Origin of the sequence: Nocardiopsis coralli (assembly GCF_014892575.1) — a bacterium.
GTDB lineage: Bacteria > Actinomycetota > Actinomycetes > Streptosporangiales > Streptosporangiaceae > Nocardiopsis > Nocardiopsis coralli.
Genome location: NZ_JADBGI010000043.1, coordinates 1 through 24,890 on the forward strand (window position 1 = coordinate 1; position 24,890 = coordinate 24,890).

Below are 24,890 nucleotides of genomic sequence, written 5' to 3' on the forward strand. Positions count from 1 at the left end.
CACCACCCCCGAGGCAACACCACAGAACACCCCACCCCAGAACCTCCTGCCCCCACTCGGCGGCCGCTCGCTGCGCCCTCCCGTGCGAGAAGGGCCGCTACGGCGTGCCCGTCCACGCAAAAGGAACGGATTAGGGCAATGGGTGCAGTTCGGAATTTTTGAATTCTGGACTCATTTTGCTCACAGGTCTAGTGCATGCTCCGTGTGCATGTGTTCTGACCTGGGAATACTCGGGTCTTCAGATTTTTCTTGCGGAATTTTCCCGAACCCGCGTTCGGAATCCATGCAACCGCTATAAGGTGCTGGCATCACCTCGATCCATCCGGACCTATCCGGATCCACCCGTCTCGCTGAGCCTGGCCGTCGAGATCCAGGCCCCCTCTCACGGGTGTCGACTTCGACCGGGGTGGTTTCCCACAACTCAAAAACACGGTGACCCCGCGACGGTTTTGCAGCCGTCCGGGGCCGTGGCCAGCAACCTCTACCCCTTTAACCAAAGGAATTGCCAGCATGCCCAAGTGTATCGCTGTCGTGTTCGCCGCTGCTTGGAAGCTCGTCCAGGCACTCTTCATAGGGCTGTTCTCCCAGCCCAAGGGCCGTCACTCGGCCGAGCAGCTCAAGCGCCGCCGCTCCACGCGCGTACGCCGCTACGCACCCATGGTCCCGGCCGCCCCGGAGNTCGCCGCTGCTTGGAAGCTCGTCCAGGCACTCTTCATAGGGCTGTTCTCCCAGCCCAAGGGCCGTCACTCGGCCGAGCAGCTCAAGCGCCGCCGCTCCACGCGCGTACGCCGCTACGCACCCATGGTCCCGGCCGCCCCGGAGCCGCTCCCCGCGCATCCGACCGTGCACGACTCCCCCGTAGAACCCGCGGCTCTCGAGTCCCCGGCCCTCGAGCCTCCGGCCCTGAAGTCCCCGGCCCTCAAGCCCGCGACCACCGAGTTCGACGCCGGCGAGGTCGCCCTGGTGCGTCCCTACTTCACCGCGCACGAGTCCGCAGCCGTAGCTGACGCCGAGTCCGAGGCGGCCAGGATCCAAGGCCGGGCCACCGCCCGGCTGCGGGCCTGGGGCGCTGACCTCGATCACCTGGAGTTCGGTCCGGACTCCAACTTCTCCTTCGGTCCGCCCCCGGCAGGCACCCGCGCCTACACGCTCGACGAGTACCCCGCCCCGGATCCGGATCCGGAACCCGAACCAGCGGCCGCGACCGGCCTGGCCGACACCTTCCATGTACCGGCCCCGCGCATCCCGAGCCCGCGTCTGCCCGCACGCATGAACGGACTCCCGCACCTGTCCCGGATCCGCGCCCGCCAGCAAGAACGGCGCGGCCGCGGCCAGGCCCAGGACCGGCACAGCCGCGCGCTCGAGGGGGCAGGCGCATGAACACCACCGCACCCACGGTGTGGGAGCCCCGCACCTACCCCGGCCACCTCTCCCACCTGCGGGAGGTCCGCCGCCACATCGCGCACGACCTGAACGGGTTCGACGGCGACCTGGTCGAGACGCTCATCCTCTGCGCGAGCGAGCTCTTCGCGAACTGCGTCAAGTACACCGACTCAGGCACCGCAGAAGGCGAGGTCATCCGGTTCCTGAGCTGGGAGAATGGTCGGCTCCGCATCGGGTTCACCGACAACGGGGGTTCCGGTGCGCTGCCGTGCATCCCCGATCAGCGCACCGACGACGAATGGGCGTGGGCCGAGGGCCAGCGCGGGTTGTTGATGGTCGAAACGTTGTCCACAGGCTGGGGATATCTCCGGGCGGCCCCCTGGGCGGACCTCGGAACCCACGTGTGGGCCGAGTTCGCGATCCCGCCCGACACCCCGGTCCCGCGCCACCTGGCCGCCTACGTCTTCACCGCACTCCACGCCGGCGACTGAGGCCGGCCCCGACCTCGGCCCCGGCCCCGTCCGGGGTCGAGGCCGGAACCGTTCCCGGGGAGGGTGTATTCGCGGCAGAACCGCAGTAGATTTGCCTGTGAAACGTCTGGAACGGACTTCCGGTCATGCTCCGCTCGCCCCTTTTCGAGGGGCGGTTCGTCGTGTCCGATGTCCGTTCGGCATCGGGGGTGCATTCCGTCCTGTGTCCTCTTTTTCTGTCGCAGTATTCCTTCGATCCACGGGGGCTGATCACCATGCAGAGATTACTGGAGCCGGGAAGAACACCGAGCGGTTCATGGGAATACCTGGCCGTGCAGTTGTTCGAGGAAAGGATGCTTGACACCGAGAGTCTGTTCCCCTGCGTCTTCGGGTCGGACGCGGTGCGCAGCGGGCACTGCGCTACGCGTTCGTCCCGGTCGGCGATGGCCGTGTCGAGGCGCTCGCCGAGGCGCTCCGCCTGTACACCGACACGGCGGAGTCCTTGGGCCGCCGGACCTCCCTGGTCTGCTTCTTCGAGCACGACCCCCGGCTCTCCGGGTTGGACGCGTGCGAGGAGCACTTCTGGGAGCTTCTGAGGGGTCTCCGCGAGCAGGACCGGGCCCCGTGGCCAGAGGGGATCTCGACGGACACCGAAGCGCCCGACTGGGAGTTCGTCTTCAATTCCATGCCGATGTTCGTGGTGGCCAACACCCCGTTCCACTACCGTCGCCGCAGCCGGTTCTTCGAATACTTCGCGGTGACGTTCCAGCCGAGGTTCGTCTTCGACGATCTGGCAGCGGGAACGAGAACCGGGGACAACGCCCGCAAGATCATCAGGAAAAGGTTGGCGGAATACGACTCCGTCGCGCAGACCCCCTTGCTCGGTAATTTCGGCGAGCACGGCAACAAGGAATGGCACCAGTACTTCCTCGACGAGGAGAACGAGGTCCCCCACCCCGAGGCACAGTGCCCGTTGCACCGTGCGGCCGACGCCGTCTCCCTCTGACACGAGCACAGGAGCACCACATGTCTGCACCCACCATCACCGCCGGGTCGCCGCGCCCCCTCACCGACCTGTACCGGGAGCTGCTCCCCGAGCAGGGGAGTTTCGAGGTCCAGCAGGACGGCCCCGGCAAGACGCACGGCTGGCACCGGCACAGCATCCACGAGACCCTCGCGATCCTGAGCGGGACCGTCGAGTTGTTCTGGCGCCAGGACGGCACCACACACACGGCCGAGTGCGGCCCGGGCTCCCGCATCTCCCTGCCCGCCCACACCGAACACGGGTCCACCGCCGGCCCGGAGGGCTGTGTGTACGTGATCGCCCCCGAGGGCGGGCGCACGGCGGAGACCACCTTCCTCTGAGGCCCCACGACCGGGGAACCGACCGATGACGACCAGGAGAGCAACGATGCACACACCCGGGACCCCGGTCGTGCTCGCCATGCGCGACGGCCTGCGGATCAGGCACGACCACGTCGACACGCTCCGGCGCCTGGGTCTGCGGATCCACCTGCTGACCGAGGAGGAGCAGGCCCGCGCCGACGGCAGGTACACCTCGGTGCGCCTGCTGCCGGAACACACCACCGACCGCGAGCTCGAGGACCGCGTCACCCAGGCCCTCGGGGACACCGGTTCGGTCTTCGCCCTGACGTTCCAGGAGACCGACATCGTCGCGGTCGGCCGCGCCAACGAGCGGCACGGCGTCCCCTGGAGCCGCCCGGAGGCCGACGCCGTCGCACGGGACAAGTCGCTCCAACGCGCCCGCCTCACCGCCGCCGGGGTGCCCGCACCGCGGTACCGCGCGGTGGGTGCGGCGGGCGCGGGCCCCGAAGCCCTCGAACACGTGGGCCTGCCCTGTGTCGTCAAACCGACCCGGGGCGCCAGCAGCTCGCACGTCGAACTCGTGCGGACCGCGGAGGAAGCGACCGCTGCCCTGGAGGCCGTGGAACGCCTGGCCCGTTCGGGGGCCCACCACTTCTACGACACCCTGCCGAACGAGTGGGCCCTGGTGGAGGAGTACCTGCCCGGGGAGGAGGTCACCTGCGACGGTGTGGTCGTGGGCGGCCGGTTCCACCTCGGCGGCGTGCACACCAAGGTCCTGCCAGACACCCCCTGGTTCGAGGAGGACCTCTACACCCTCCCGCACGGTGACCCCGCGGTCGAGCGGGAGATCGCCGACGCGATGCAGGCGATGGTCTCGTCCCTGGACCTGGAGGTCTCGCTCTTCAACGCCGAGCTCCGGCGCGACGCCCGGGGCCGGTTCCGGGTCGTGGAGTTCAGCACCCGTATCAGCGGCGGGCACGTGTACCGCAACATCCGTGACGTGCACCGGGTCGACCTCGTCGAGCTCTTCGTGCGCGCCGCCCTCGGGGAGGACGGTGTGGACGCGCTCGCGGGCGACCGGCACCCCGGGGCGCAGGCGACGTGCATCAAGTTCGTCTACCGGGACGGGACGGTCGTGAGCAACGGTGCGGGACGGGCCGAGCGGTCCGCCGCCTTCGCCGCCTACTACCCGCTCGCCGCACCCGGCCAGGAGGTCAGGAGCGCGCCGGAGGGCTTCGACCTGTGCGGTCTGCTGTCGGTGCGCGCCCCCTACGACCCCGGGCAGCACCCCGCCCAGGTGCACCGGGTGGTCGAGGAGGTGCTCGGGGACCTCGATCTGGTGGTGGCCCCGTTCCCGTCATCCGTGCATGAGGACGACCGTGCGAGCGCCCGGTGAGGAAAGGGGAAACCGTGTCCACCACGCAGCCCGACGGGCGCGGCACCAGCAACCGCGGTACACGCAACCGGGTTCCGGTCGGCATCGTCGCCGCACTGAGCGGGGTCGCGCTCACCGGACCGTTGGCCACCGACCTGTACCTGCCCGCGTTCCCGCAGATGGCGCAGGATCTGGGGGCGCCCGAGGCCCGTGTCCAGCTGACTCTCACGGCGATGATGGTCGGGATGGCTCTGGGCCAGTTGTTGCTGGGCCCCTGCAGCGATGCCCTGGGCCGGCGCCGGCTCCTGTTGTCCGGGATCGGAGTCTTCGCAGCCGTGTCCTTCCTGTGCGCGGTGGCACCCTCCGCCGAGGTGCTCGTCGCGTTGCGGTTCCTCCAGGGGGCGGCCGGTGCGGCGGGGGCCGTGTTGTCCCGTGCCGTCGTGCGCGACCTGTACACCGGGGACGACGCGGCGCGCCTCTTCACCCGGCTCATGATGGTCACGAGTCTGGCCCCGGTGATCGGTCCACCGTTGGGCGCCCAGCTGCTGATGGTGGGCCCCTGGCAGCTCTGTTTCGTGGCACTCGGGCTCCTCGGCCTGGTCAACCTCGTGATGGTGTGGTCGGGGATCCCCGAGACCCTGCCCGAGGACCGGCGGACCCCGCTGCGGCTGGGCCCGCTCCTGGGCAATATCGGCCGCCTGCTGCGCGATCCGCGCTTCCTCGCCCCGATGTTCGCCCTCGGGCTCAGTTACGCGGCGATGTTCACCTACATCTCCAGCTTTTCGTTCGTGTCCCAGAACGAACTCGGGGCGACCCCGGCGCAGTTCGGCCTGATCTTCCCGCTCAACGCGGCGATGCTGATCCTGGCGAACCAGATCAACTCCGTGCTCATCGGCCGCATGGGCACACCGGCGCGCCTGTCGATCGGCCTGGCCCTCGGACCGGCGGCGGTGGCGGCGCTCATCGCCCTGCAGGTGTTCGGGGAACCCACGCTCGTCTCGGTGGCGGGCGTACTGCTCCTGCTGATGTTCTCGATGGGGTTCGTCTTTCCCAACGCGACCACCCTGGCGCTGTCCGAGCAGTCGGCGTCCGTGGCGGGGACCGGATCCGCGCTCATGGGAACCATGCAGTTCGCGTTGGGCGGCGGGCTCTCCGCGCTGGCCGGTCTCACGGCCACGGGTGGGGCGACGCTCGTGAGCATGACCGTCGTCATGGCGGCGACGGGCGTTCTCGGCACGGCGTTGTTCCTGCTGTTCCGGCGGTTCGGGGCCTGACCTGCCCTGCCTCCGGGCGCCCATGGCCGGTTCCGGCCCTGTGCGTCCGGGGGTTTGATCCGGCCATCACCGTCTCTGTAGCGTCGGAGCCAACCGACGACGTGAAGGTGACGAAGAGCGATGCCGCAGAAGATCGTGGTCTCCACCAGCTGCTCCGCGTTGAACCGCAGGATCCGCCACGCCGTCGAGGCCGCCGGCTGGGCCGCCGCCGGGCCGCCTGGTGCAGGCGAACTCCCCGCGGCCGATGCCGTGATCCTCGAGTCCGACCAGCTCTGCGCGGCGACCCTCCACACCCACCGGGGGATCCCCGTCATCGGCGTCATGTACGGCACCGACGACCCCGTGTGGCAGTCACCGGAGATCGGTGAGCTCGCCGGGATCGTCGACCGCGACGACATGGACGCCGAGTACACGGCGGCGCTGCGAACCGTGCTGGACGGCCGCAGTTACATCTCGCAGGGTTTTGCGGCGCACGTCCTCTGCACGATCGCTTCCCGCAACACCCTCACGACCATGGAACGCGCCGACCTCGACCGCCTCAGCGCCAGGGAACGCGAGGTCGTGGAGCTCGCGTCGAGGGGCGCCGGCAACGCGGAGATCTCCGCGACGCTGATGATCGAGGTCAGCACCGTCAAGTTCCACGTCTCCAACATCCTGCGCAAGCTCGATTTCCGGGACCGCACCGAGCTCGTCGCCCGTCTCGGCGGGGCCCACCTCACGCCCGTGGCGCCGCCGGTCCGCTCCGAGCGGGTCCCCTCACGCTGAACCGGGGCGGGCACGCTCCAGGTCGGAATGCATCCGCCGCAGACGCGGGCCGAACACGCCCCGGAGCGCGGTTGCCGCGGCGAGGTCCCCGGCAGGCCCGAACCCGGTGCTGAACTCCACGGTGTCGGTGTGCCGGGTGCCGCCTTCGTGGGGCTCGACGGTATGGGTGTGCCGCCAGAACCGGAACGGACCGCGCACCTGCAGGTCGCTGAAGACCCGCCCGTCCTCGAAGGCATCGATCTCCGCGAGCCAGCGCACCGGGTACACGCCCGCCGCGCCCCAGCGCAGGTCGAGCACCCCGCCCCGGCCGAACGGCTCCGGCCAGGCCAGCACCTCCACCCCGGGCGGCATGGCGTTCAGGAACCCTTCGCGGCTCGTGATCAGCGCGAACACACGCTCGGGCGGGGCCGCGAAGTCCTCAACGACCCGGAGTGTGGTGGTGCGCCGGGGCCTACGCGCAGCGGCCCTCTCTCCGTCTCCCATGGGGTGGCCCTGCTCCCGCGCTGGTGGGCCCAAACCCGTCCGGGGCCGGCGGATCGGCCCGCTCATCCCCGTCCGGGTGTCCGGAACCCCTCGGTGAGCGCGTATCGGGGGTCGTCCGCCCCGGAGAGCGTGCGGGCACGGTCGGCCAGTGCCGCCACCCGGCCGTGGAAGACGGTTTCGAGCAACGCCTGCCGGGTCGGGAAGTGGCGGTACACCGTGGCCGATCCCACCCCGGCGGTGCGGGCGATCTCCTCGAAGGACGCGCCGTCCCCGTGCTCGGCCACGGCTTCCTCGGCCACGGCGAGGATCCGCTCGTAGTTGCGCCGGGCGTCGGCGCGCATCGGACGCCCGGAGGACGCGGGGTTCGGTCGGCGCCCCCGCGCGCCCGGGGTTCGCGCAGGCGCTGGGGATCCCCACGACCTCCTTCGCCGCCTGGGCGGAGGAGCACCTGCGGCCGGCGAACCGGTGACAGGCGCGGGCGCGGACCTCGCTCCGGCCCGCACGCGACGGCGCCCCGACCCGCATCCGGGCCGGGGCGCTGCCGTGTCCCCATGTCGACTCGGCGACGAAAGGACCTGTCGGTAGATCGTTCCGTCGCCGAGCCGCCGGAACTACCCCTCCTCGCCCTTCGCGACGAGGGTGAGCACGTCGTAGGTGGCCACCGGGTCGCCCTCGGTGTTGGTCACCACGGCGTCCCAGCGCACCTCGCCGTAGTCGGCGTTGGTGCGCGGGGTGATCTGCTTGGCGGTCAGTGTCACCTTGATGGTCTCGCCCTCCTTGACGGGGGTGAGGAACCGCAGGTTGTCGACGCCGAAGTTGGCCAGCACGGGGCCTGGGGCCGGGTCCACGAAAAGGCCGGCAGCGAGCGAGACCACGAGGTACCCGTGGGCGACGATCCCGCCGAACAGCGGGTTGGCGGCCGCGGCCTCCTCGTCGGTGTGCGCGTAGAAGGTGTCGCCGGTGAACTCCGCGAAGTGGTCGATGTCGGCTCGCGAGACCGTGCGCTCGGCCGAGGAGATCGTGTCACCGATCCGCAGCTCCGACAGGTCCTTACGGAACGGGTGCACGTCGCCGATGTCGCGCCGCGAACCGGTGGTCCAGTGCCCGGTGATCGCGGTGAGCATGTCGGGGGTGCCCTGCACGGCGGTGCGCTGCATGTGGTGCTTGACCCCGCGCACGCCGCCCATCTCCTCGCCGCCGCCGGCACGCCCGGGGCCGCCGTGCACCAGGACGGGCATCGGCGAACCGTGGCCGGTGGACTCCTTGGCGTCGTCGCGGTTGAGCACCAGGATGCGGCCGTGCCACGGGGCCGCGCCCAGGACGATGTCGCGGGCCACGTCCTCGTCGCGGGTGACGAGCGAGCCCACGAGGGACCCCTGCCCGCGGGCGGCCAGCTCGACCGCCTCACCCACCGAGGAGTAGCTGATCACGGTGCTGACGGGGCCGAACGGCTCCACGTCGTGCGGCTCCTGCGCGCCCGGGCGGGCTCGCAGCAGGATCGGGGAGACGAACGCACCCGACTCGGCGTCGGCGTCGCCGTGCACCTCGACGGCGTCCGGGTCGCCGAAGACCAGGTCGCTGGAGGCGCGCAGGGTCTTGACCGATTCCCGCAGGCGGTCGCGCTGCTGGAGGTCGGTGAGCGGGCCCATCTTCGCCTCGGGGTCGTCGGCGGCGCCCACCACGACCTTCGACAGGCGTGCGGACAGCGCCTCGGTGACGGCGTCGGCCATGGCCTCGGGCACCAGAACCCGGCGGATGGCGGTGCACTTCTGGCCGGCCTTGACGGTCATCTCGGCGACGACCTGCTTGACGAAGAGGTCGAACTCGGGGTCGTCCGCGGCCACGTCCGGGCCGAGGATCGAGCAGTTGAGGGAGTCGGCCTCGACGTTGAGCTGCACACCGCCGTCGACGACGTTGGGGTGCCCGCGCAGGATCCGCCCGGTTGCGGCCGACCCGGTGAAGCCCAGGATGTCCTGCGGGCCGAGGTTCTCGACCAGGCCCTCGTGGGTCCCGGTGAGGAGCTGGAGGGAGCCCTCCGGCATGAGCCCGGACTCGATGATGCGCTCGACCACGGCCACGGTCAGGTACGCGGTCTGGTCGGCGGGCTTGACGATGCTGGGCAGCCCCGCGAGGAAGGCGGGGGCGAGCTTCTCGAGCATGCCCCAGACGGGGAAGTTGAACGCGTTGATCTGCACGGCCACACCGGGACGGGAGGTGTACACGTGCTGGGCGACGAACGTGCCCTCCTTGCCGAGAGGCTCGAGCCCGCCGTCGAGGATCACCGTGGCGTTGGGCAGCTCGCGGCGGCCCTTGCTGGAGAAGCTGAAGAGGGTGCCGAACCCGCCGTCGACGTCCACGGCGGTGTCGCGCTTGTTGGCGCCGGTGCGGTGGGAGAGGGCGTAGAACTCCTCCTTGTACCCCATGAGGTGCTTGGCGACCTCTTTGAGGATGTTGGCGCGCTGGTGGAAGGTGAGGGCGCGCACGGCCGGGCCGCCGACCTCGCGGGCGTGGGCGATCATCGCGGCCGCGTCCGGGCCCTGGGCGGAGATGCGGGCGACGGTCGCGCCGGTGTTCGCGTCCGCCAGGGGTGTGCCCTCGTCCGCGGGGGTGAACCAGGACCCCTGTGCGTAGCTCGCCAGTACTTCGGACACCTGAAGGTCCTCTCCTCGGGCTGCGGGTGTTCCAGGACAGTATTACAGAACGATCGGTCAGTAAATAGGGTGCGGGTGGCCGCGGGTGCTCTCACCTGGGCTTTTCATGCGAAAGGCCGGTCGGGTCCGGTCACCCTGCCGGCCTGCGCGTCCGCCCTGCCCTCCCGGGCACGCGCCCTGATCTCCCGGGCGCTCTCCCCGAACTCCGCGCGCAGCATGCGCCCCAGGTGGCCGGCGTCCAGCACACCCCACCGCGCCGCCACCGACACCACCGACAGGTCCGGGTCGCCCAGGCGTGCGAGACAGTACGACCGGATCCGCTCCCACGGGTCCGAGCCGTCCTCGGGCACCGCATCGGTGAAGGCCGCACACACCAGGGACACCAACGCCGTCGCCAGGTGGTGCTGCGCGCTGGAGGCCGATCCCTCCCCCGTCCCTGCGGCCATCCCTTCGAACACCGGCCCCAACAGGCCGCCGAGACCGGCCCCGGCCCGCACCGGCACAGCCGTGCGCCGCCGCAGCAGATCGGCGTGCGCCCCGAAGAGGTGGGCGGGAACCCCGGCCACCACGGTGTCGTAGGACTCCCAGAACGGCAGTTCGTAGGGGTGCCCGGTCTCGTAGACGACCAGGTCCCCCGGTTCCAGGACACACCGCCGGTCCCCCTGTTCCACGCCCGCGCTCCCGGCGACGTGCCAGGCCACCTTGATCAGGTCCGGGTCGGAGGAGCCCATCACCGACCGGTCGCGCCGCACCACCACCGGATCGGCGCGGATGCGAGTCAGCACCACCTCGTCCACCCGTGTGCTCTCGAACGTCCCGCGGAACCCGGGGCCGCCGTCACCCGTGTGCATCCGCAGCGGCGCGAAAGCCCGGGAGGCGGCCGCCTCGAACCCCTCGATCCGGTCGGCCCCGTGACCACTGGCCACACCCGTCTCCCTTCCCCCACGCCAGGAACCGGCCTGGGACCCCCGAACCTAGACCAGCTCTCCCTGCACGAACAGGGGGCCACGGGGGGTCGGTCCCACCCGTGCGCACAACGGCGACCGCCCGTGCGCGCGGAGGCGATCCGGGACCCGCGTGCGTGGTTACCGTCACACCACGAAGACCGCCCCCAGCGAACGAGGGAGCTCCATGCACCCCCACATCGACCTGCGTACCGACATGCTGATCGACGGCGAGTGGATCCCCGGCAGCGGCGGGGGCGCTATCCCCACGTACGACCCCGGCACCGGCGCCGTGATCACCGAGGTCCCCGAGGCGGGCGAAGCAGACGTGGCGGCCGCGGTGGACGCCGCGTCCCGGGCCTTCGGGTCCCCGGAATGGGCGGACATGCTTCCCGCCGCCCGGGCGAAGCTCATGCTGAACCTGGCCGACCTCCTCGAAGCGGACGCCGACGCCTTCGCCCGGCTGGAGACCACCGACCAGGGCCAGCCGCTGGGCGTCAGCTCCGGGTTCGCCGTGCCCAACGCCGTCGAGCACCTGCGCTACTACGCGGGGTGGGCCACCAAGATCACCGGGATCACCACGCCGCTGTCCGTGCCCGACGTGGACCACCGGACCCACCGCGAACCGCTCGGGGTGTGCGCGCTCATCACCCCGTGGAACTTCCCGCTCATGATCCTCATGTGGAAGCTCGCCCCGGCGCTGGCCACCGGCAACACCGTGGTGATCAAACCCGCCGAGCAGACCCCGCTCACCACGCTCCGCCTCGCCGGACTCGTCCGGCGCGCGGGGATCCCCGACGGGGTCGTCAACGTGGTCACGGGCGGGCCCGAGGTCGGCAGGGCCCTGGTCCGCCACCCCGCGGTCGCCAAGGTGTCGTTCACCGGGTCCACCGGGGTCGGCCGCGAGATCGCCGCCGAGGCCGGGCGCGAACTCAAGCACGTCTCCCTCGAACTGGGCGGCAAGGCGCCCTCCGTCATCACCGCGGACGCCGACATCGACGCCGCGGTGCGGGGCAACCTCATGGGCGGCCTGCTCAACTCCGGCCAGGTCTGCGCCGCCTACACACGCTTCTACGTGGACTCCGCGCGCCACGACGAGTTCGCCGAGAAACTGGCCGCCGGCGCGGCCGCGATGAAGCTCGGCCACGGACTCACCGACGGCACCGACATGGGCCCCGTGGTCTCCGCCGAACAGCGCGACCTGGCCGAGGATTACGTGCGGATCGGCCGGGACGTCGACGGGGCCCACCTGCACGACCGTGCTCCCGCCGAGGGCGAGGGCTACTTCGTGCCGCCCGCCGTGTTCTCCGGGGTCACCGACGGCATGCGCATCGCCCGGGAGGAGATCTTCGGCCCGGTGCTGTCGGTGTTGCCCTACGACGACCCCGACGAACTCACCGCCCGTGCCAACGACACCGACTACGGGCTCGCCGCGGTGGTGTGGTCGCGCGACATCGGCGTCGCCAACCGCCTCGCCTCCCGGATCCGAGCGGGAACGGTGTGGATCAACATGCCCCCGGCCCTGGACGCGGCCGCCTCGTGGGGCGGCATGAAGGCCTCGGGGCTGGGACGCGAGATGGGGTGGTCGGCGATCGAGGCCTTCACCCAGGTCAAGAGCGTCTGGACCCATCTGGGGTGACGCGACGGGAACGTCCCGTACGAGACCCCGCGCCGACGCCCCGATCCGGCCACCACACCGAAGGAGCACGATGGCCGACCACACCACCGCCCACCCGCTCGACGCCCTCACCGCGGAGGAGATCGACACCGCCCGCGGCGTCCTCGACACCGCCGGGTACATCACCCCCACGACCCGCTTCGCCCACCTCTCCCTCGCCGAACCCGCCAAGGCCGAGCTGTTGGCCCACCGCGCCGGCGACCCGGTCGAGCGCAGGGTCCGTGCCCTTCTCCTGGAGACCGCCGACGGGCGTTCCCGCGAGGTGGTCGTCTCCCTCACCCACCGGCGCATCGACACCGAACGCATCCTCGACCCGGCGGCCGACGGGCAGCCGCCTGTGCTGGTGGAGGAGTTCGAGGCGGTCGAGAAGGCGCTCGCCGACGACGCACGCTGGCTCCGCGCCCTGGACGAGCGCGGCCTCGACCCGGCGCAGGTTCGCGTGGCGCCCCTGTCCGCCGGGGTCTACGACGACTTCCCCGAGGAACGCGGGCGCCGCATCCTGCGCGGCCTCGCCTTCGTGCAACGCCACGACGGCGACCACGCCTGGGCCCATCCGGTCGACGGCCTGGTCGCCCATGTCGACGTCACGACCGGGAAGGTCGACCGCGTCATCGACCTCGGTCCCGTGGCGGTCCCCACCGAGAACGGCAACTACGACGACCCCGCCGTCACCGGCCCCCACCGCACCAGCCTGCGCCCCCTGGAGATCACCCAGCCCGAAGGGCCCGGGTTCACCTTGGACGGCAACCTGCTCACCTGGGAGAACTGGTCACTGCGGGTGGGGTTCGACGCCCGTGAAGGGCTGATCCTGCACGGCCTCGCCTTCCACGACCGGGAACAGGGCCGCGACCGGCCGATCGTGCACCGGGCCTCCATCGCCGAGATGGTCGTGCCCTACGGCGATCCCTCCCCCGTGCGGTCCTGGCAGAACTACTTCGACACCGGCGAGTACATGGTCGGCCGGTTCGCCAACGCCCTGGAACTGGGCTGCGACTGCCTCGGCGAGATCACCTACATGGACGCCGTCGTCGCGGACGAACACGGGCGCCCCAGCACCCTGCCCAACGCCGTGTGCCTGCACGAGGAGGACCACGGGGTGCTGTGGAAGCACACCGACGACTGGGCCGACTCGGCCGAGACCAGGCGGCAGCGCAGGATGGTGCTCTCCTTCTTCACGACCGTCGGCAACTACGACTACGGCTTCTACTGGTACCTGTATCTGGACGGGACCATCGAGTTCGAGGCCAAGGCGACCGGCATCGTCTTCACCTCCGCCGTCCCCGAGGGCGAACACCCCCACACCGCCGAGGTCGCGCCCGGTCTCGGAGCCCCTCTGCACCAGCACCTCTTCTGTGCACGGCTCGACATGAACCTGGACGGCACCACCCACAGGGTCGAGGAGGTCGACGCGGCCAGGGTCCCGATCGGACCGGACAACCCCCGGGGCAACGCCTTCACCCAGAAGCGCACCGTGCTGGCCTCCGAACACGGGGCCCGGCGCGACGCCGACGCCTCCGTGGACCGTGCCTGGCACGTGTCCAACCCCGAGGTCCTCAACCGCGTCGGCCGACCCGTCGCCTACGCGCTCCAGCCCGAGGGCAAGCCGACCCTGCTGGCCGACCCGGCGTCCTCCATCGCCTCGCGCGCCGCGTTCGCCACACGCCACCTGTGGGTCACCGCCCAGCGACGACGAGCGTTACCCGGCGGGCGACCTCGTCAACCAGCACCCGGGCGGTGCCGGTCTGCCCGCCTACACCGCGGACGACCGCCCCATCGACGGGGCCGACGTCACGCTGTGGCACACCTTCGGGATGACTCACGCCCCGCGGCCGGAGGACTGGCCCGTCATGCCGGTCGACCACACCGGGTTCCGGCTGCGCCCCGTCGGGTTCTTCGACCGCAACCCCACGCTCGATGTGCCGCCCTCACGGGCCTCCCACGCGTGCTGCGGGGGTAGCGGTCCGACCGGAGACGGATGCACGTGCGGGCACGGAACCGGGTGATCAGGGTCATGTGCCCGGTGGGGCCGCAACGGGCCGAAACCACAGGTCTCCTCGTCGCCATGTCGACATTGTGGTGGGAACGGCACCGGTCCCCCGGGCGCTGCCCTCGTCGGCGTCCGCTGCCGGTCAGCGTGTCAGTGCGAGGGTCTCCGCGCCCGCGAGCTCCGTCAGCAGTTTGCCCGGGACCATGAGCTTGGACCGGCGCAGGCCACTGCCCACGACCACCTCGGACTCGGCGGCCACGGCCTCGTCGACGAGCACCGGCCACCCCTCCGGAAGCCCGAACGGGGTGATGCCGCCGTACTCCATGCCGGTCATCCCGGTCGCCAGGTCCATGGGCGCGAACGAGGCCTTGCGCGCACCGAGGTGGCGGCGGATCGTCCCGTTGACGTCGGCGCGGTCGGTCGCGAGCACCATGCAGGCCGCGTAGGTGGTCTCGCCGCCCCGCTTGGACGCGACGACCACGCAGTTCGCACTGGTGCCCAGGGGCAACCCGTAGTGCTCGCAGAACTCCGCGGTGTCGGCCAGTTCCGGGTCGATCTCGGCGACCCGCGCGTCGGCGACGCCCCGGACGGCGGCCAGGACGGGCTCGGCCAGGAGCTCGGGGTGTTCGTCGGCGCGCGTCCAGGTGAGTGTGCCGGTCATCGGCGTCCCTTCTGTCGTGTGCATCACGTGGGGCCAGCGTAGGTTCCGCGCGGGGCCGATGCCCGGCTGATTCGTCCTGATCGCGGGTGATGCGTTGGTGTTTGTCCCCGTACAATCCGAACCATGTCCACCCGGTCCCCCGACTCCCTCTCAGGTACCACGCTGCACGAGCGTTACGTGCTCGGCAGGCGTGTGCGCAGCGATGCCTCGGGGACGGGTTACACCGCCCACGACCTCGCCACCGAGCGCACCGTCGTGGTCACGGTCATGCACCCCCACCCGGAGGGCGACGAATCGGCCGCCGAGGCCTTCCTCGCCCGTGCCCAGGCCCTCGCCGACGTCTCCGGCCGCGGGCTCGCCGCGACGCTCGGCCACGGCCGCGACGGCGAGTACGTCTACAGCGTCACCGAGTTCGCGTCCGGCGAGACCCTCACCGACGTGCTCCACCGGCCCGACCAGTACCTGCGCTACTCCCCCGCCACAGCGCTGTCCGTGGTCGCCGACGTCCTCCAAGGGCTCGACGCCACCCACCGTGCGGGCCTGACCCACGGCGCCATCAGTACCGACATGATCGTGCTCGACGACGACGGGCGTGTGCGGCTCACCGGGTTCACACTGCTCTCCGACGCCGCGCCCGACACCCGCGTCGACGTGCACGACATGGGCGTGGTGCTGCACACGCTCATGACCGGTGCGGCACCCGCGAACGACACCCGGCCCCTGCGCCCGTCCGCGTCCGTGCCGGAGATCCCGCCGGACCTCGACATGCTCGTGGCCAACGCGACCGAGCCCAACCCCCGGCACCGTCCCCGCGACGCAGGCCACTACCTGGCCATGGTCGACCAGGTGCTGCGGGTCCTGCCCGGCGACTACGGCAACCGTGAGGCCGAGGACACCCGGCCGATCCCCGTGGTCCCGCCGCCCGGGGAGGACGCCGCCGCGGGTGCGGTCCCCTTCTGGAAGCGTGTGCCCGTGCTGGTCGGCGCGTGTGTGCTCGTCCTGGCCCTGTTCGCGGGCGGGTGGGCGTTCGTGGCCGACAGCGGTGCCGAGCTCCCCGACCTGGTCGGATCCGACCCGGACACGGCCGCCTCCGAACTCGCCGCGCTCGAACTCGACCTCGACGTGAGCCTCGGCGAGACCTACAGCGACGACATCGGCCCCGGCGACGTCGCCGAGACCACCCCCGAACCCGGCTCCGACCTGGAGGAGGGCGACGAGGTGGTCCTGCACGTCTCCGACGGCCCCCAACACGTGGACGTGCCCGACGTCGCGGGCGGCAGTGAGGGCGATGCCCGTACCGCCCTGCGCGAGGCCGGGTTCGGCGAGATCGACGTGGTGCAGGAACACTCCGCCGACCACGAGCCCGGCACCGTACTGTCCACCGCTCCGGAGGCAGGCGAGGAGGCCGACCGCGAGGAACCGGTGACCGTGAACGTCAGCGAGGGCGTCATCGTGCCCGAGCTCGTCGGCATGGGCCAGGGCGAGGCCGGCGAGCAGCTCGACGGACTCGACCTGGTCACCGAGACCGTCCAGGACCACCACGAGACCGCCCCCGAGGGCGAGGTCATCGGACAGACGCCCGAACCCGGGTCGATCCTGCCCGAGGAAGGCACCGTCACCCTCACCGTCTCCGCCGGGCCCGAGGAGGACGAGGAGCCCGAGGACGACGACAGCGCCGCCGAGGAAGAGGACGAGGGCGCCGACGACGACAACGGCGGCGAGTGCGGCGGCGCCGAGGCGTGGGACCCCGACACCACCTACGACGGCGGCGACCAGGTGCACTTCCGCGGCCGTGTCTACGAGGCGCAGCACTGGGTCCAGACGATCCCGCCGAGCATCGGCGAGGAGTGGGGCGCCTGGCAGGAGGTCGGCAGCTGCTGACCCCGGGCCGGCCCGTCACCCGTGGTCGGGCCGGCCCCCGCGCCGTTCGCCGAGCAGGTCCACGCCCTGGTCGAGGAGCCCGTGCAGGTGCAGGGCGAGCTGCAGTTCGAGCGCCCGTTCGGGCTCCTGCCAGTCGGCACCGATGAGCTGCCCGATGCGCTCCAGGCGCTGAGCGACGGTGTTGACGTGGATGTGCAGGCGGTCCTTGGCCCGGGACAGGTTGCCGCCGCACGCGAAGTAGACGCGCAACGTCTCCACCAGCAGCGTCCCCCGCCGCCGGTCGTAGTCGAGCAACGGCCCGAGGGAGCGCTGCACGAACCCGGGGACGTCGCGGTCCTGCCCCAACAACAGCCCGGAGAAGCCCAGATCGGCCGTAGTGGCCACATCGCCCACCCGGCCCAGGGCCCGCAGGGTCTGCAAGCACCGGAACGCCTCGCTGAACGCTGCCCGGAACGCCTCCGGCCCGTCGGTCGGCCCGGCCAGACCTGCGGTGACCGGACCGTTGGCCGCGGTCGACAGCTCCGCGGCCACACGACGGCCCGTCCCCGACGGATCCGACCCCGGCAGTGCCAGCACCAGCCGCCCCGACCGGCTCCCGGCCAACCCGCCCGTGGTCTCGGCGACGTGTGTGGCCGCCGACCGCAGGCGTGCGGGATCGGCGCCCTCCGCCTCGGCGACGACCACGACGTGCGGTTCGTCCAGGTCGGCGTGGAGCAGCGCCGCCCGCTGCCGTAGGGACTCCGGGTCGCGCGGGGTCGTGTCGAGCAGTTCGTCGAGCAGGTCGCCGCGCACCCGGTGCTCGGCCTCGCTCACCGACCGGCGGATCAACAGCAGCAGCGCCGTGACCATCGCCGCGCGTTCCAGCACCCGCTGGTCCGTGCTGCCCAGTTCCACACCGCGCAGCACCAGGGTCCCCAACGGTTCCCCGCCGGCAGCGGCGACCGCGACCCACGCCTCTCCCCCGCGCTCGGCACGCCCGCCGGACAGCGACGCACGCACCGCGGCGGCGAGACCGTCCTCCTCCGACAGCGCCGGGTCCCCACCGGGTTCCGGGTCACCGACCGCCCCCGACACCGAAGCCGTCACCGACACGTCGGTGTTGCGGTCGTGGATGAGCACGGAACCGCCCAGCACCTCCGCCAGGGCCGCCGCGACCTCGCGCACCCCTCCCCCGCTGAGCACCAGGTCGCCGAGCCGGTCGTGCGCCTCCGCCGAACGTTCCACGGCCTCGGTGTGCCGCTGCAGGCGTGCGTTGACCGTGTGCAGCTCGTCCAGGGCCCGCCGGGTGTCGTCGATGAGGTTGGCGTTGTCGATCGCGATGGCCGCGTGTGTGGCCAGCGACGACAGCAGCGCCACCTCCGAGTGCGAGAACGGGCGCTCCCGGCGGTTGGCCGCGAACAACACCCCCGCCTCACGCCCGTTCATCTTCAACGGCACCCCGAGGATCGCCTTGAGTCCCTCCTCGCGCACGGCATGGTCGATGTTCTCGGTGTGCGCGAACCGCGGATCGGCGAAGTAGTTCGCCGTCACGTACGGGAGCGCGGTCGAGGCGACCAGGCCGCCCAACCCCTTCCCGGCTTCCAGACGCAGCTGCTGGAACGCCGCCGACACCGAGCCCGACGTGACCCGCATGGCCGTGTCGCCCTGCTCCGGGTCGCTGAGCGTGAGGTAGGCGGTGTCGGTGCCGAGCAGATTCCGCGCACGCTCGACGATGGCGTGCAGCACCTGGTCGAGGCTGCGCATCCCCGCCAGGTCGTTGGCGGTCTCGAACAGCGCGCTCAGTTCGTACTCCCGGCGCCGGCGGTCCCGCATCACCGACCGGACCCGGAGCGCGGTGAGCTTGGCCCGCTCCAGTTCCGCGAGCTCCTCGGCGGGTGCACCCCGCGCCCGCGCGCGCAGCACCGGCCGCTCGTACTCCACGGTCGGGGCGTCGCGCAGCAACAACTCGAGGAACACCTCCTGGCCGGAGAGCTCCCCCTCGTCGCCCTCCGGGGTCAGCTCGCCGTCCATGCACCGTCCACGGGCAGAGAGGCGCCGCTGATGAACGACGCCTCGCGGGCACACAGGAACGCCACCAGCTCGGCGACCTCCTCCGGTTCGACCAGGCGCTTGACCGGGCTGCGCGCCAGCAGCACCTCGTCGATCACCCGGTCCTCGGGGATGCCGTGGGCACGGGCCTGCTCGGCGATCTGGTGCTCCACCAGCGGCGTGCGCACGTACCCCGGGTCGACACAGTTCGAGGTCACCCCGTGCTCGGCGCCCTCCAACGCGACCACCTTCGAGAAGCCCTCGAGCCCGTGTTTGGCCGTCACGTAGGCCGACTTGTACGGCGAGGCGCGCAGCCCGTGCACGGACGAGATGTTGACGACGCGCCCCCACCCGCGCGCGTACATGTGCGGGAGGGCGCCGCGAACAGTACGGAAGGGCGCCTCCACCATGAGCCGCAGCATCAGGGAGAAACGGTCGGTGGGAAAGTCCTGCACCGGCGCGACCGTCTGCACACCGGCGTTGTTGACGACCACGTCCGCGCCCCGGCCCGCAGCCTCGGCCGCATCCAGGTCGGTCAGGTCGATCTCCAGCGGTTCGCCCACACCGAGCGCCGCCAGCGCCTCCCCGTCGACGTCGACCAGGCGCACGTGGGCACCCGCGGCGGCCAGGCGCAGCGCACACGCGCGCCCGATACCGCTCGCCGCGCCGGTCACCAGAGCGGTCCTGCCGGAGAGGTCGACGGAGACGGTGTGGTCCGCGGACGCCGTCGCAGGGTCGGAGGTGTGCCGTCGCGTGCCCGTGGGGCTCTCGTGCGTCGTCATGCCGGACAAACTAGGCCGCTCCCGGCGCCGCGTGCATGGCCGATGCGCACACACTCCCCGCCGTGCATGTGTGGGGGAGTGCCATGGACCCTGTGTGCTCAACCCCGGTCGGGAAGGCGGGCCTCCCCCGCCAGGACGTTGCGCGTCAACTCCACCAGCGTCACCCGGGCGGCCTCGAACTCCTCCTCGGGGACACCGATGACCTCGCGGATCGCCTCCGGGATGCCCTCGACATCGGCGCGCATCTCCGAACCCGCGTCGGTCAGCAGGACCCGCACCGAACGCTCGTCGCGCGGGTCGCGCGCCCGCTCCAGGAGACCGTTGGTCTCCAGGCGCTTGAGGAGCGGGGTGAGGGTGCCGTAGTCCAACTGCAGCGCGTGCCCGATCTCCTTCACCGAGCACGAACCGCGCTCCCACAGCAACATCATGACCAGATACTGCGGATACGTCAGACCCAGCGGCTCCAGCAGCGGCCGGTAGAGGTTGGTGACAGCCCGGGAAGCCGTGTACAGAGCGAAGCACATCTGCTCGTCCACGGCCGGAAGCTCGAAATCACCCGAGGGGGCTGGGGAACAGTCCGACATCGGCAACATCGTAGGACCCGCCGACCCGTTGTCAAAGCCCTCGATCCCGCAGCGCAACGGCTTGCAGGCCGCCGACGTCGCACCTCTCCAAACGTGCACATGTCACCCCCGGACACCATGGGCGAAGCGCACATGTGCAGGCGGCCGCCCGAGCGCTCGGGAACGGACGGCCGCACCGACTCATACCCGCCTCACTCGCTCGGTGCGCTGTCCGGCAAACGGCGCTTGACCACCTTGCCCGTCGCGTTGCGCGGCAGCTCCGGCAGCAGGATCACGTCACGGGGCACCGAGAACCGGCCCAACTCCGTGCGCACCTTCATCCGCACCTCGTTCGGGTCCACGACCGCGCCCTCGTACGGAACGACGAAGGCCGCGAACCGCTGGCCGAACTCCTCGTCCGGAACCCCGGTGACCACGACCTCCCGCACCGCCGGCATCGAGACGACGGCCTCCTCCACCGGCCGCGGGAACACGTTCTCGCCGCCGGAGACAATCATGTCGTCGTCCCGGCCGGCCACGTGCAACAACCCGTACCCGTCGACGTGGCCGCGGTCGCCGGTCTCCATCAGGCCCAGCGCAGTCCGCTTGCTCTTGCCGTTGGTGTAACCGTCGAACAGCATGTCGTTGCCGACGAAGATCGACCCCTCGCTCCCGTCGGGAAGCTCGTTGCCGTCCGGGTCGAGGACCGCCACGCGTGTTCCCAACGGCGGGCGCCCCGCGGTCGTCGGGGCCTTGCGCATGTCCTCGGGGCCCGCGATCGTCGCCCACGACACCTCCGTCGAGCCGTACAGGTTGTACAGCACGTCCCCGAAGGCATCCATGAAGTCGGTGATCAACTGCGGGCTCATCGCCGAACCGCTGCACGCCACGACCCGCAGGGACGAGGTGTCGTACTTCTCCCGCACCGAACGAGGCAGGTCCATGATCCGGCGCAGCATCACCGGGACCGCGAACAGCACGGAACAGCGCTGTTCCTGGATCGTGCGCAGGACGTCCTCGGGCTCGAACAACCGGCGCATCACCAGCGTCGCCCGCATCGACATCCCCAGCTGCACGCCCGCCAGGCCCCACGTGTGGAAGATCGGAGCGGACACCAGGATCCGGTCGGAGGAGCGCAGCGGGATACGGGACAGCACCGACGCCGCGTCCTGCGGACCCTTCGGCGTGGGGCGGCGCGCGCCCTTCGGCGTTCCGGTCGTGCCCGAGGTCAACACCACCAGCCGCCCGGGCCGCCCCGGGACCGGCGGTTCCTCCTCCTTCGGCGCGGCGGCCCGCCACGGCACCTTCGGCCCGGGCGAGGCAGGCTCACCCCAGGCCGTGATCCGCGGGATCTCCGGGGGCAGCCCCGAGTAGGCCTCCTCGAACTCGGAGTCGGCGATCAGCACACTCACGTCGTTGTCCGCGGCGGACGCGGTGACCTGGGTCTGCGCCAGACCGGTGTTGAGCAGGACGACGTCGGCGCCCAACCGCCCGCACGCGATCATCGCCTGCACGAACGCGCTGTGGTTGCGGCACAGCAGGCCGACCCGGCTGCCCTCCCCCACACCGGAGCGGCGCAGGTCGAGGGCGAGCTGCCGGCCGCGCAGATTCATCTCGGCGAAGGTCGAGGTGCCGTCCTCGTCGATCACCGCGATCGAGTCCGGCGCACGTTCGGTCGCGGCCGCGTACCCGCCCGCGATGGTGGGGCCCCACGTTTTCAGGGCCTTGAGCTGGCGCGCGATCTTGTCGGGCCGCCCGGGGGCGAGGACCCCTGCGCGGACCAGGATCCGCACGGTTTCGAGGGTCCGGCGCAGGGACGAGGGTGTGGACGTGCTTCCGGCGTCAGCCATGGTGTCTCCGAAGGGGGGACGGGGACGGGCGAAGCGGTCCGCGCCCTCCGAGGAGCCTTCGCCTCTTGACTCCACGGAGTACTGCGACCGTAGGCGAGCGGCACACGCTGTTTCTTCGGGGTGGGGTGAGTCCCTACCGGCCCGTACTTGTCACCTGAGCACACACAGGTCCGGTGCCGGGTTCCGCAGGGGGACGCATGTGACGCGTGTGTCGCAGGTGCCGCACACCGGAGGGGCCGGTACCGCGCGGGCACCGGCCCCTTGGGGGAGCGGGCGGTTACGGGCCGACCGTGATGGGGGTGTCGGCGTCGTCGGCGTTCTCCACCTCGTACGCGGCGGTGAACCCGGCCTCCGTGTCGTCGGGGCAGCCGACACCGCCCTCGACCTCGATCGGCGCTGTGGTGTCGAAGGCCAGCGAGGACACCGGGTCGCCGTTGGTCCACGTGCCCTCGATGTCCACGTCCGCGTCCGGGCTGACCGTCGCGGTGCAGGAGGCCACACCGCTCGTGGTCACCACGATCCCCGCCGCGGGAACGTGCATCGTGCCGACCGCGCTCTCACCGTCCTGCATGGACATGTCCCAGACGGCGTCGGCGACCTCGACCTCGACGTCGACCAGCGGAACGTCGGCTTCGCAGTCGTCGAAGTTCGGGGCGTTGATCGGGCCGCCGACCGCGCCCTCCGGGTTGTGGTTGTCGGGCTCGTCCGGCACCAGGTTGTTCCCGTCACCGGGGTCGCTGGCCGACACGGCGCAGGTCACGGTGATGGGACCGGTCTCGAACGTGGCCTCACCGTCGAGGGTGGCCGAGAACGCGGCGCCGGCCGGTTCGACGGTGGTGGACCCCTGTTGGGCCGCGACGGCCGAGCCGCCCCAGGCCAGGACGAGCACCCCGGCACCGGCCAGGGCGAGAGCAGAGCGGGTCGCTGATCGCGGGAACGACATGGAAACTCCTCGTGGTTGGCGGACCGAACCCGCGCCGGGGGAGTGGCGTGGGTTCGGTCGTCGAGCGGGGGACACGCGCCGGTAGGTAGCCGTGGTGGTCCGGTGGATCAGTCGTCGGCCCGTCGAGCCGACGCGGGCAGGGGTTCTGTCGGGTCGTCGTCGGACGTGACCGCGGGTGCACCGGTGCGCCGTCGCCGGCCGCGCCGCTTGCGCGGGGGACGGGCGACCGGGCGCCAGGCGAAGGCCATGCCACCGCCGGCCAGCGCGAGCAGGGTCCCGATGACCAGCCCGCCGAGGTTGGACAGGATGAGCGCGCCGAGGCCGATGAACCCGGCCAGGGAACCGGTGATCGTGTGCTGGCCCGGCGTGAACCAGGTGATGAAGCCCAGCACGACGAGCATCCCGGAGAACAGGAACGTGGAGACCGCGCCGACACCGAGCTGCAGGGCGAGCTCCACCGGCAGGCGGGCCACGAGGACCATCTCGATGCCCGCGGCGATCATCAGCAGGCCGCCGGCGAAGGGACGCCTCTTGCGCCACCGTGTCCAGGCGGACCAGGGGCGTTTCAGAAGCACTCGTCGTCCCCGAGGCCGACCCCCAGGCTGAGGTTGTTGAGACGGAACATGCCGGCCGTGGCGCCCCACGCGGTCTGTTCGAGGTCCTCGACGTGGATGGTGTCGGACTGCATCCCGAACAGGTCGGTGTGTCCCTGGCCGGAGCCGAAGCCGTCCGGTCCCTTGTCGAGTGTCGAGGCGTCGCGGCCGATCTCCATGGACTCGAACTCGGCGTTGCCGTCCATCTGCTCCATGTCGATGACCAGGTCGGAGGCCTCGACCGGGGTGCCTGCGTCGCCCGCGGTCAGCATGAGCGAGATGTTGCCGACGACCGGGAACTCGGTGGTGAGCACCGATTGGCAGAGGCTGTGGATCTCGGCCTCGCGGATCCCCGCGACGGCCACGGGGACCGCTTCGTCGCGCACGGTGGCGTCGATCCAGCCGAACTGTGCGAAACCCTCGCCGGACATCTCGTCGGCGGCGATCTTGAACTGCTGGCTGGAGATGGAGAACGACGCGGCGAGGGCACCGTTGGCCATCCCCAGGAGGATGGCACCGACGGCGACGCCGGCCGGGGCAGCGAAGAGAGCGAGCCGTTTCCAACTGGTGTGGCTCTCCGGGACCGCTTGTGTGCTGGTCTCATCGGCAGCGCTGGGGGATGTGCTGTCCATGTGTGTCCTTCCGTGGGTGCAGGGCCGCGCAGCGGGGGAGTGCGACCTGGGGGATGTCCCGTGCGGCGGGGAGCACCGGACCGGCTCTCGGTGTTGGTCATCATCAATCGGCCCACGGATCTTTACAAGAGTGTTTCGACCACTTTTTCCCGATCTCAAAAATTCCGGAGCAATATCCCGTGCACACGGCTGTGACCTGCGAAGACCGACGTAACGTTCGACGCTGACCCAAGAATCCTCTGCAGGTGCAGCCATTCTTGTCATGGGCGTGAGCAGAAAGGATCCCGCATTTCCTCACGCCGGTGAGTGCCCGGTGCGGCTGGGGAGGGCGTGGGGGAGGGGTCGGTAGGTGAGGGCGTCTCCCTTCGCGCACGCGCGCAAGGGAAGTGACGGGAGCGTCTCAGGGAAGGGACTCGCGCGTGTGAGTGGCGGCACAGCCCGACGGTTTGCTCCGCCCCCGGGCGGGGGGTAGTGTTCTTCGAGTCGCCACGGAGCGGGCGTGCGGAACGGTAGGACCGGGCCGCTGCCGACCGTCGGACGGCCACCTCTTCTTCGAAACACTGGTTCGAGCACTGCCCGGATCATGTAAACTCGAAGAGTTGCTCACCGAAACCCACCGGG

20 protein-coding genes and 1 pseudogene are annotated in these 24,890 nt (G+C 71.1%); 9 read left to right on the forward strand and 12 right to left on the reverse strand.

The window, feature by feature from the left end:
• Positions 1-1,376 precede the first annotated feature (1,376 nt).
• From IDM40_RS27195 to IDM40_RS27220, 6 genes are all read left to right on the forward strand, one after another.
• Complete coding sequence (locus IDM40_RS27195) at positions 1,377-1,874, forward strand: ATP-binding protein (RefSeq protein ID WP_193124942.1); 498 nt, start codon at positions 1,377-1,379, stop codon at positions 1,872-1,874.
• A 394-nt stretch (positions 1,875-2,268) separates the two neighbouring features.
• A complete protein-coding gene (locus tag IDM40_RS27200) occupies positions 2,269-2,859 on the forward strand; it encodes a YqcI/YcgG family protein (protein ID WP_235997998.1) in 591 nt (196 codons plus the stop codon).
• Positions 2,860-2,879: 20 nt separating this feature from the next.
• Positions 2,880-3,218 carry a cupin domain-containing protein gene (locus IDM40_RS27205; RefSeq protein ID WP_235997996.1) on the forward strand — a complete coding sequence of 113 codons (339 nt, stop codon included), beginning with the start codon at positions 2,880-2,882 and terminating at the stop codon, positions 3,216-3,218.
• A gap of 46 nt (positions 3,219-3,264) precedes the next feature.
• Entirely contained in the window at positions 3,265-4,575 is a 1,311-nt protein-coding gene (locus IDM40_RS27210) for an ATP-grasp domain-containing protein (protein ID WP_193124943.1), read from the forward strand.
• 14 nt (positions 4,576-4,589) lie between these two features.
• A complete protein-coding gene (locus IDM40_RS27215; protein ID WP_328807143.1) occupies positions 4,590-5,828 on the forward strand; it encodes a multidrug effflux MFS transporter in 1,239 nt (412 codons plus the stop codon).
• Positions 5,829-5,948: 120 nt separating this feature from the next.
• Positions 5,949-6,593, forward strand: a complete 645-nt coding sequence (locus IDM40_RS27220; protein ID WP_193124944.1) for a helix-turn-helix domain-containing protein — start codon at positions 5,949-5,951, stop codon at positions 6,591-6,593.
• Here IDM40_RS27220 and IDM40_RS27225 read toward each other — a convergent pair.
• From IDM40_RS27225 to IDM40_RS27240, 4 genes are all read right to left on the reverse strand, one after another.
• Positions 6,585-7,076, reverse strand: a complete 492-nt coding sequence (locus IDM40_RS27225; RefSeq protein WP_193124945.1) for an SRPBCC family protein — start codon at positions 7,074-7,076, stop codon at positions 6,585-6,587. The genes IDM40_RS27220 and IDM40_RS27225 overlap by 9 nt on opposite strands.
• A 62-nt stretch (positions 7,077-7,138) precedes the next feature.
• The gene (locus IDM40_RS27230) at positions 7,139-7,417 is read right to left on the reverse strand and encodes a TetR/AcrR family transcriptional regulator (protein WP_193124946.1); all 279 of its coding nucleotides are present in this window, start codon (positions 7,415-7,417) and stop codon (positions 7,139-7,141) included.
• 270 nt (positions 7,418-7,687) lie between these two features.
• On the reverse strand, positions 7,688-9,727 hold the full coding sequence (gene paaZ / locus IDM40_RS27235) for a phenylacetic acid degradation bifunctional protein PaaZ (RefSeq protein WP_193124947.1): 2,040 nt from the start codon (positions 9,725-9,727) through the stop codon (positions 7,688-7,690).
• 104 nt (positions 9,728-9,831) lie between these two features.
• Complete coding sequence (locus tag IDM40_RS27240; RefSeq protein WP_193124948.1) at positions 9,832-10,653, reverse strand: AraC-like ligand-binding domain-containing protein; 822 nt, start codon at positions 10,651-10,653, stop codon at positions 9,832-9,834.
• Positions 10,654-10,858: 205 nt separating this feature from the next.
• Between IDM40_RS27240 and IDM40_RS27245 the strand changes: the two genes are divergently transcribed.
• Entirely contained in the window at positions 10,859-12,310 is a 1,452-nt protein-coding gene (locus IDM40_RS27245; protein ID WP_193124949.1) for an aldehyde dehydrogenase family protein, read from the forward strand.
• A 70-nt stretch (positions 12,311-12,380) separates the two neighbouring features.
• Positions 12,381-14,352 (forward strand): annotated as a pseudogene (locus IDM40_RS27250) (primary-amine oxidase).
• Positions 14,353-14,478: 126 nt separating this feature from the next.
• Here IDM40_RS27250 and IDM40_RS27255 read toward each other — a convergent pair.
• The gene (locus tag IDM40_RS27255; protein WP_193124950.1) at positions 14,479-14,997 is read right to left on the reverse strand and encodes a YbaK/EbsC family protein; all 519 of its coding nucleotides are present in this window, start codon (positions 14,995-14,997) and stop codon (positions 14,479-14,481) included.
• A 123-nt stretch (positions 14,998-15,120) separates the two neighbouring features.
• On the opposite strand from IDM40_RS27255, the gene IDM40_RS27260 reads away from it, so the two are divergent.
• Positions 15,121-16,878 (forward strand): PASTA domain-containing protein, encoded by a 1,758-nt coding sequence (locus IDM40_RS27260; protein WP_193124951.1) that lies wholly within the window; start codon positions 15,121-15,123, stop codon positions 16,876-16,878.
• 15 nt (positions 16,879-16,893) lie between these two features.
• Here the strand turns inward: IDM40_RS27260 and IDM40_RS27265 are convergent, their stop codons facing one another.
• The 7 genes from IDM40_RS27265 to IDM40_RS27295 form a co-directional block, all read right to left on the reverse strand.
• Positions 16,894-18,888, reverse strand: a complete 1,995-nt coding sequence (locus tag IDM40_RS27265) for a helix-turn-helix domain-containing protein (RefSeq protein ID WP_193124952.1) — start codon at positions 18,886-18,888, stop codon at positions 16,894-16,896.
• Positions 18,873-19,688: a 3-hydroxybutyrate dehydrogenase gene (locus IDM40_RS27270; protein ID WP_193124953.1), complete on the reverse strand. Its 816-nt coding sequence runs from the start codon at positions 19,686-19,688 to the stop codon at positions 18,873-18,875. The genes IDM40_RS27265 and IDM40_RS27270 overlap by 16 nt, the downstream gene beginning before the upstream one ends.
• Positions 19,689-19,786: 98 nt before the next feature.
• Positions 19,787-20,272: a MarR family winged helix-turn-helix transcriptional regulator gene (locus IDM40_RS27275; RefSeq protein ID WP_235997997.1), complete on the reverse strand. Its 486-nt coding sequence runs from the start codon at positions 20,270-20,272 to the stop codon at positions 19,787-19,789.
• A gap of 191 nt (positions 20,273-20,463) precedes the next feature.
• Positions 20,464-22,101: an AMP-binding protein gene (locus IDM40_RS27280; RefSeq protein ID WP_193124955.1), complete on the reverse strand. Its 1,638-nt coding sequence runs from the start codon at positions 22,099-22,101 to the stop codon at positions 20,464-20,466.
• Positions 22,102-22,378: 277 nt separating this feature from the next.
• Positions 22,379-23,044 carry a hypothetical protein gene (locus IDM40_RS27285; protein ID WP_193124956.1) on the reverse strand — a complete coding sequence of 222 codons (666 nt, stop codon included), beginning with the start codon at positions 23,042-23,044 and terminating at the stop codon, positions 22,379-22,381.
• Positions 23,045-23,151: 107 nt separating this feature from the next.
• Complete coding sequence (locus IDM40_RS27290; RefSeq protein ID WP_328807144.1) at positions 23,152-23,619, reverse strand: DUF6114 domain-containing protein; 468 nt, start codon at positions 23,617-23,619, stop codon at positions 23,152-23,154.
• Positions 23,610-24,269, reverse strand: a complete 660-nt coding sequence (locus IDM40_RS27295; protein WP_193124957.1) for a DUF6230 family protein — start codon at positions 24,267-24,269, stop codon at positions 23,610-23,612. The genes IDM40_RS27290 and IDM40_RS27295 overlap by 10 nt, the downstream gene beginning before the upstream one ends.
• Positions 24,270-24,890: the final 621 nt, after the last annotated feature.

Coding starts and splice junctions, on each gene's coding strand:
- IDM40_RS27195 (WP_193124942.1), top strand. CDS start 1,377: ATGAACACCACCGCACCCACGGTGTGGGAGCCCCGCACCTACCCCGGC.
- IDM40_RS27205 (WP_235997996.1), top strand. CDS start 2,880: ATGTCTGCACCCACCATCACCGCCGGGTCGCCGCGCCCCCTCACCGAC.
- IDM40_RS27210 (WP_193124943.1), top strand. CDS start 3,265: ATGCACACACCCGGGACCCCGGTCGTGCTCGCCATGCGCGACGGCCTG.
- IDM40_RS27220 (WP_193124944.1), top strand. CDS start 5,949: ATGCCGCAGAAGATCGTGGTCTCCACCAGCTGCTCCGCGTTGAACCGC.
- IDM40_RS27225 (WP_193124945.1), bottom strand. CDS start 7,076: ATGGGAGACGGAGAGAGGGCCGCTGCGCGTAGGCCCCGGCGCACCACC.
- IDM40_RS27230 (WP_193124946.1), bottom strand. CDS start 7,417: ATGCGCGCCGACGCCCGGCGCAACTACGAGCGGATCCTCGCCGTGGCC.
- IDM40_RS27245 (WP_193124949.1), top strand. CDS start 10,859: ATGCACCCCCACATCGACCTGCGTACCGACATGCTGATCGACGGCGAG.
- IDM40_RS27255 (WP_193124950.1), bottom strand. CDS start 14,997: ATGACCGGCACACTCACCTGGACGCGCGCCGACGAACACCCCGAGCTC.
- IDM40_RS27260 (WP_193124951.1), top strand. CDS start 15,121: ATGTCCACCCGGTCCCCCGACTCCCTCTCAGGTACCACGCTGCACGAG.
- IDM40_RS27265 (WP_193124952.1), bottom strand. CDS start 18,888: ATGGACGGCGAGCTGACCCCGGAGGGCGACGAGGGGGAGCTCTCCGGC.
- IDM40_RS27270 (WP_193124953.1), bottom strand. CDS start 19,688: ATGACGACGCACGAGAGCCCCACGGGCACGCGACGGCACACCTCCGAC.
- IDM40_RS27275 (WP_235997997.1), bottom strand. CDS start 20,272: ATGTCGGACTGTTCCCCAGCCCCCTCGGGTGATTTCGAGCTTCCGGCC.
- IDM40_RS27280 (WP_193124955.1), bottom strand. CDS start 22,101: ATGGCTGACGCCGGAAGCACGTCCACACCCTCGTCCCTGCGCCGGACC.
- IDM40_RS27285 (WP_193124956.1), bottom strand. CDS start 23,044: ATGTCGTTCCCGCGATCAGCGACCCGCTCTGCTCTCGCCCTGGCCGGT.
- IDM40_RS27295 (WP_193124957.1), bottom strand. CDS start 24,269: ATGGACAGCACATCCCCCAGCGCTGCCGATGAGACCAGCACACAAGCG.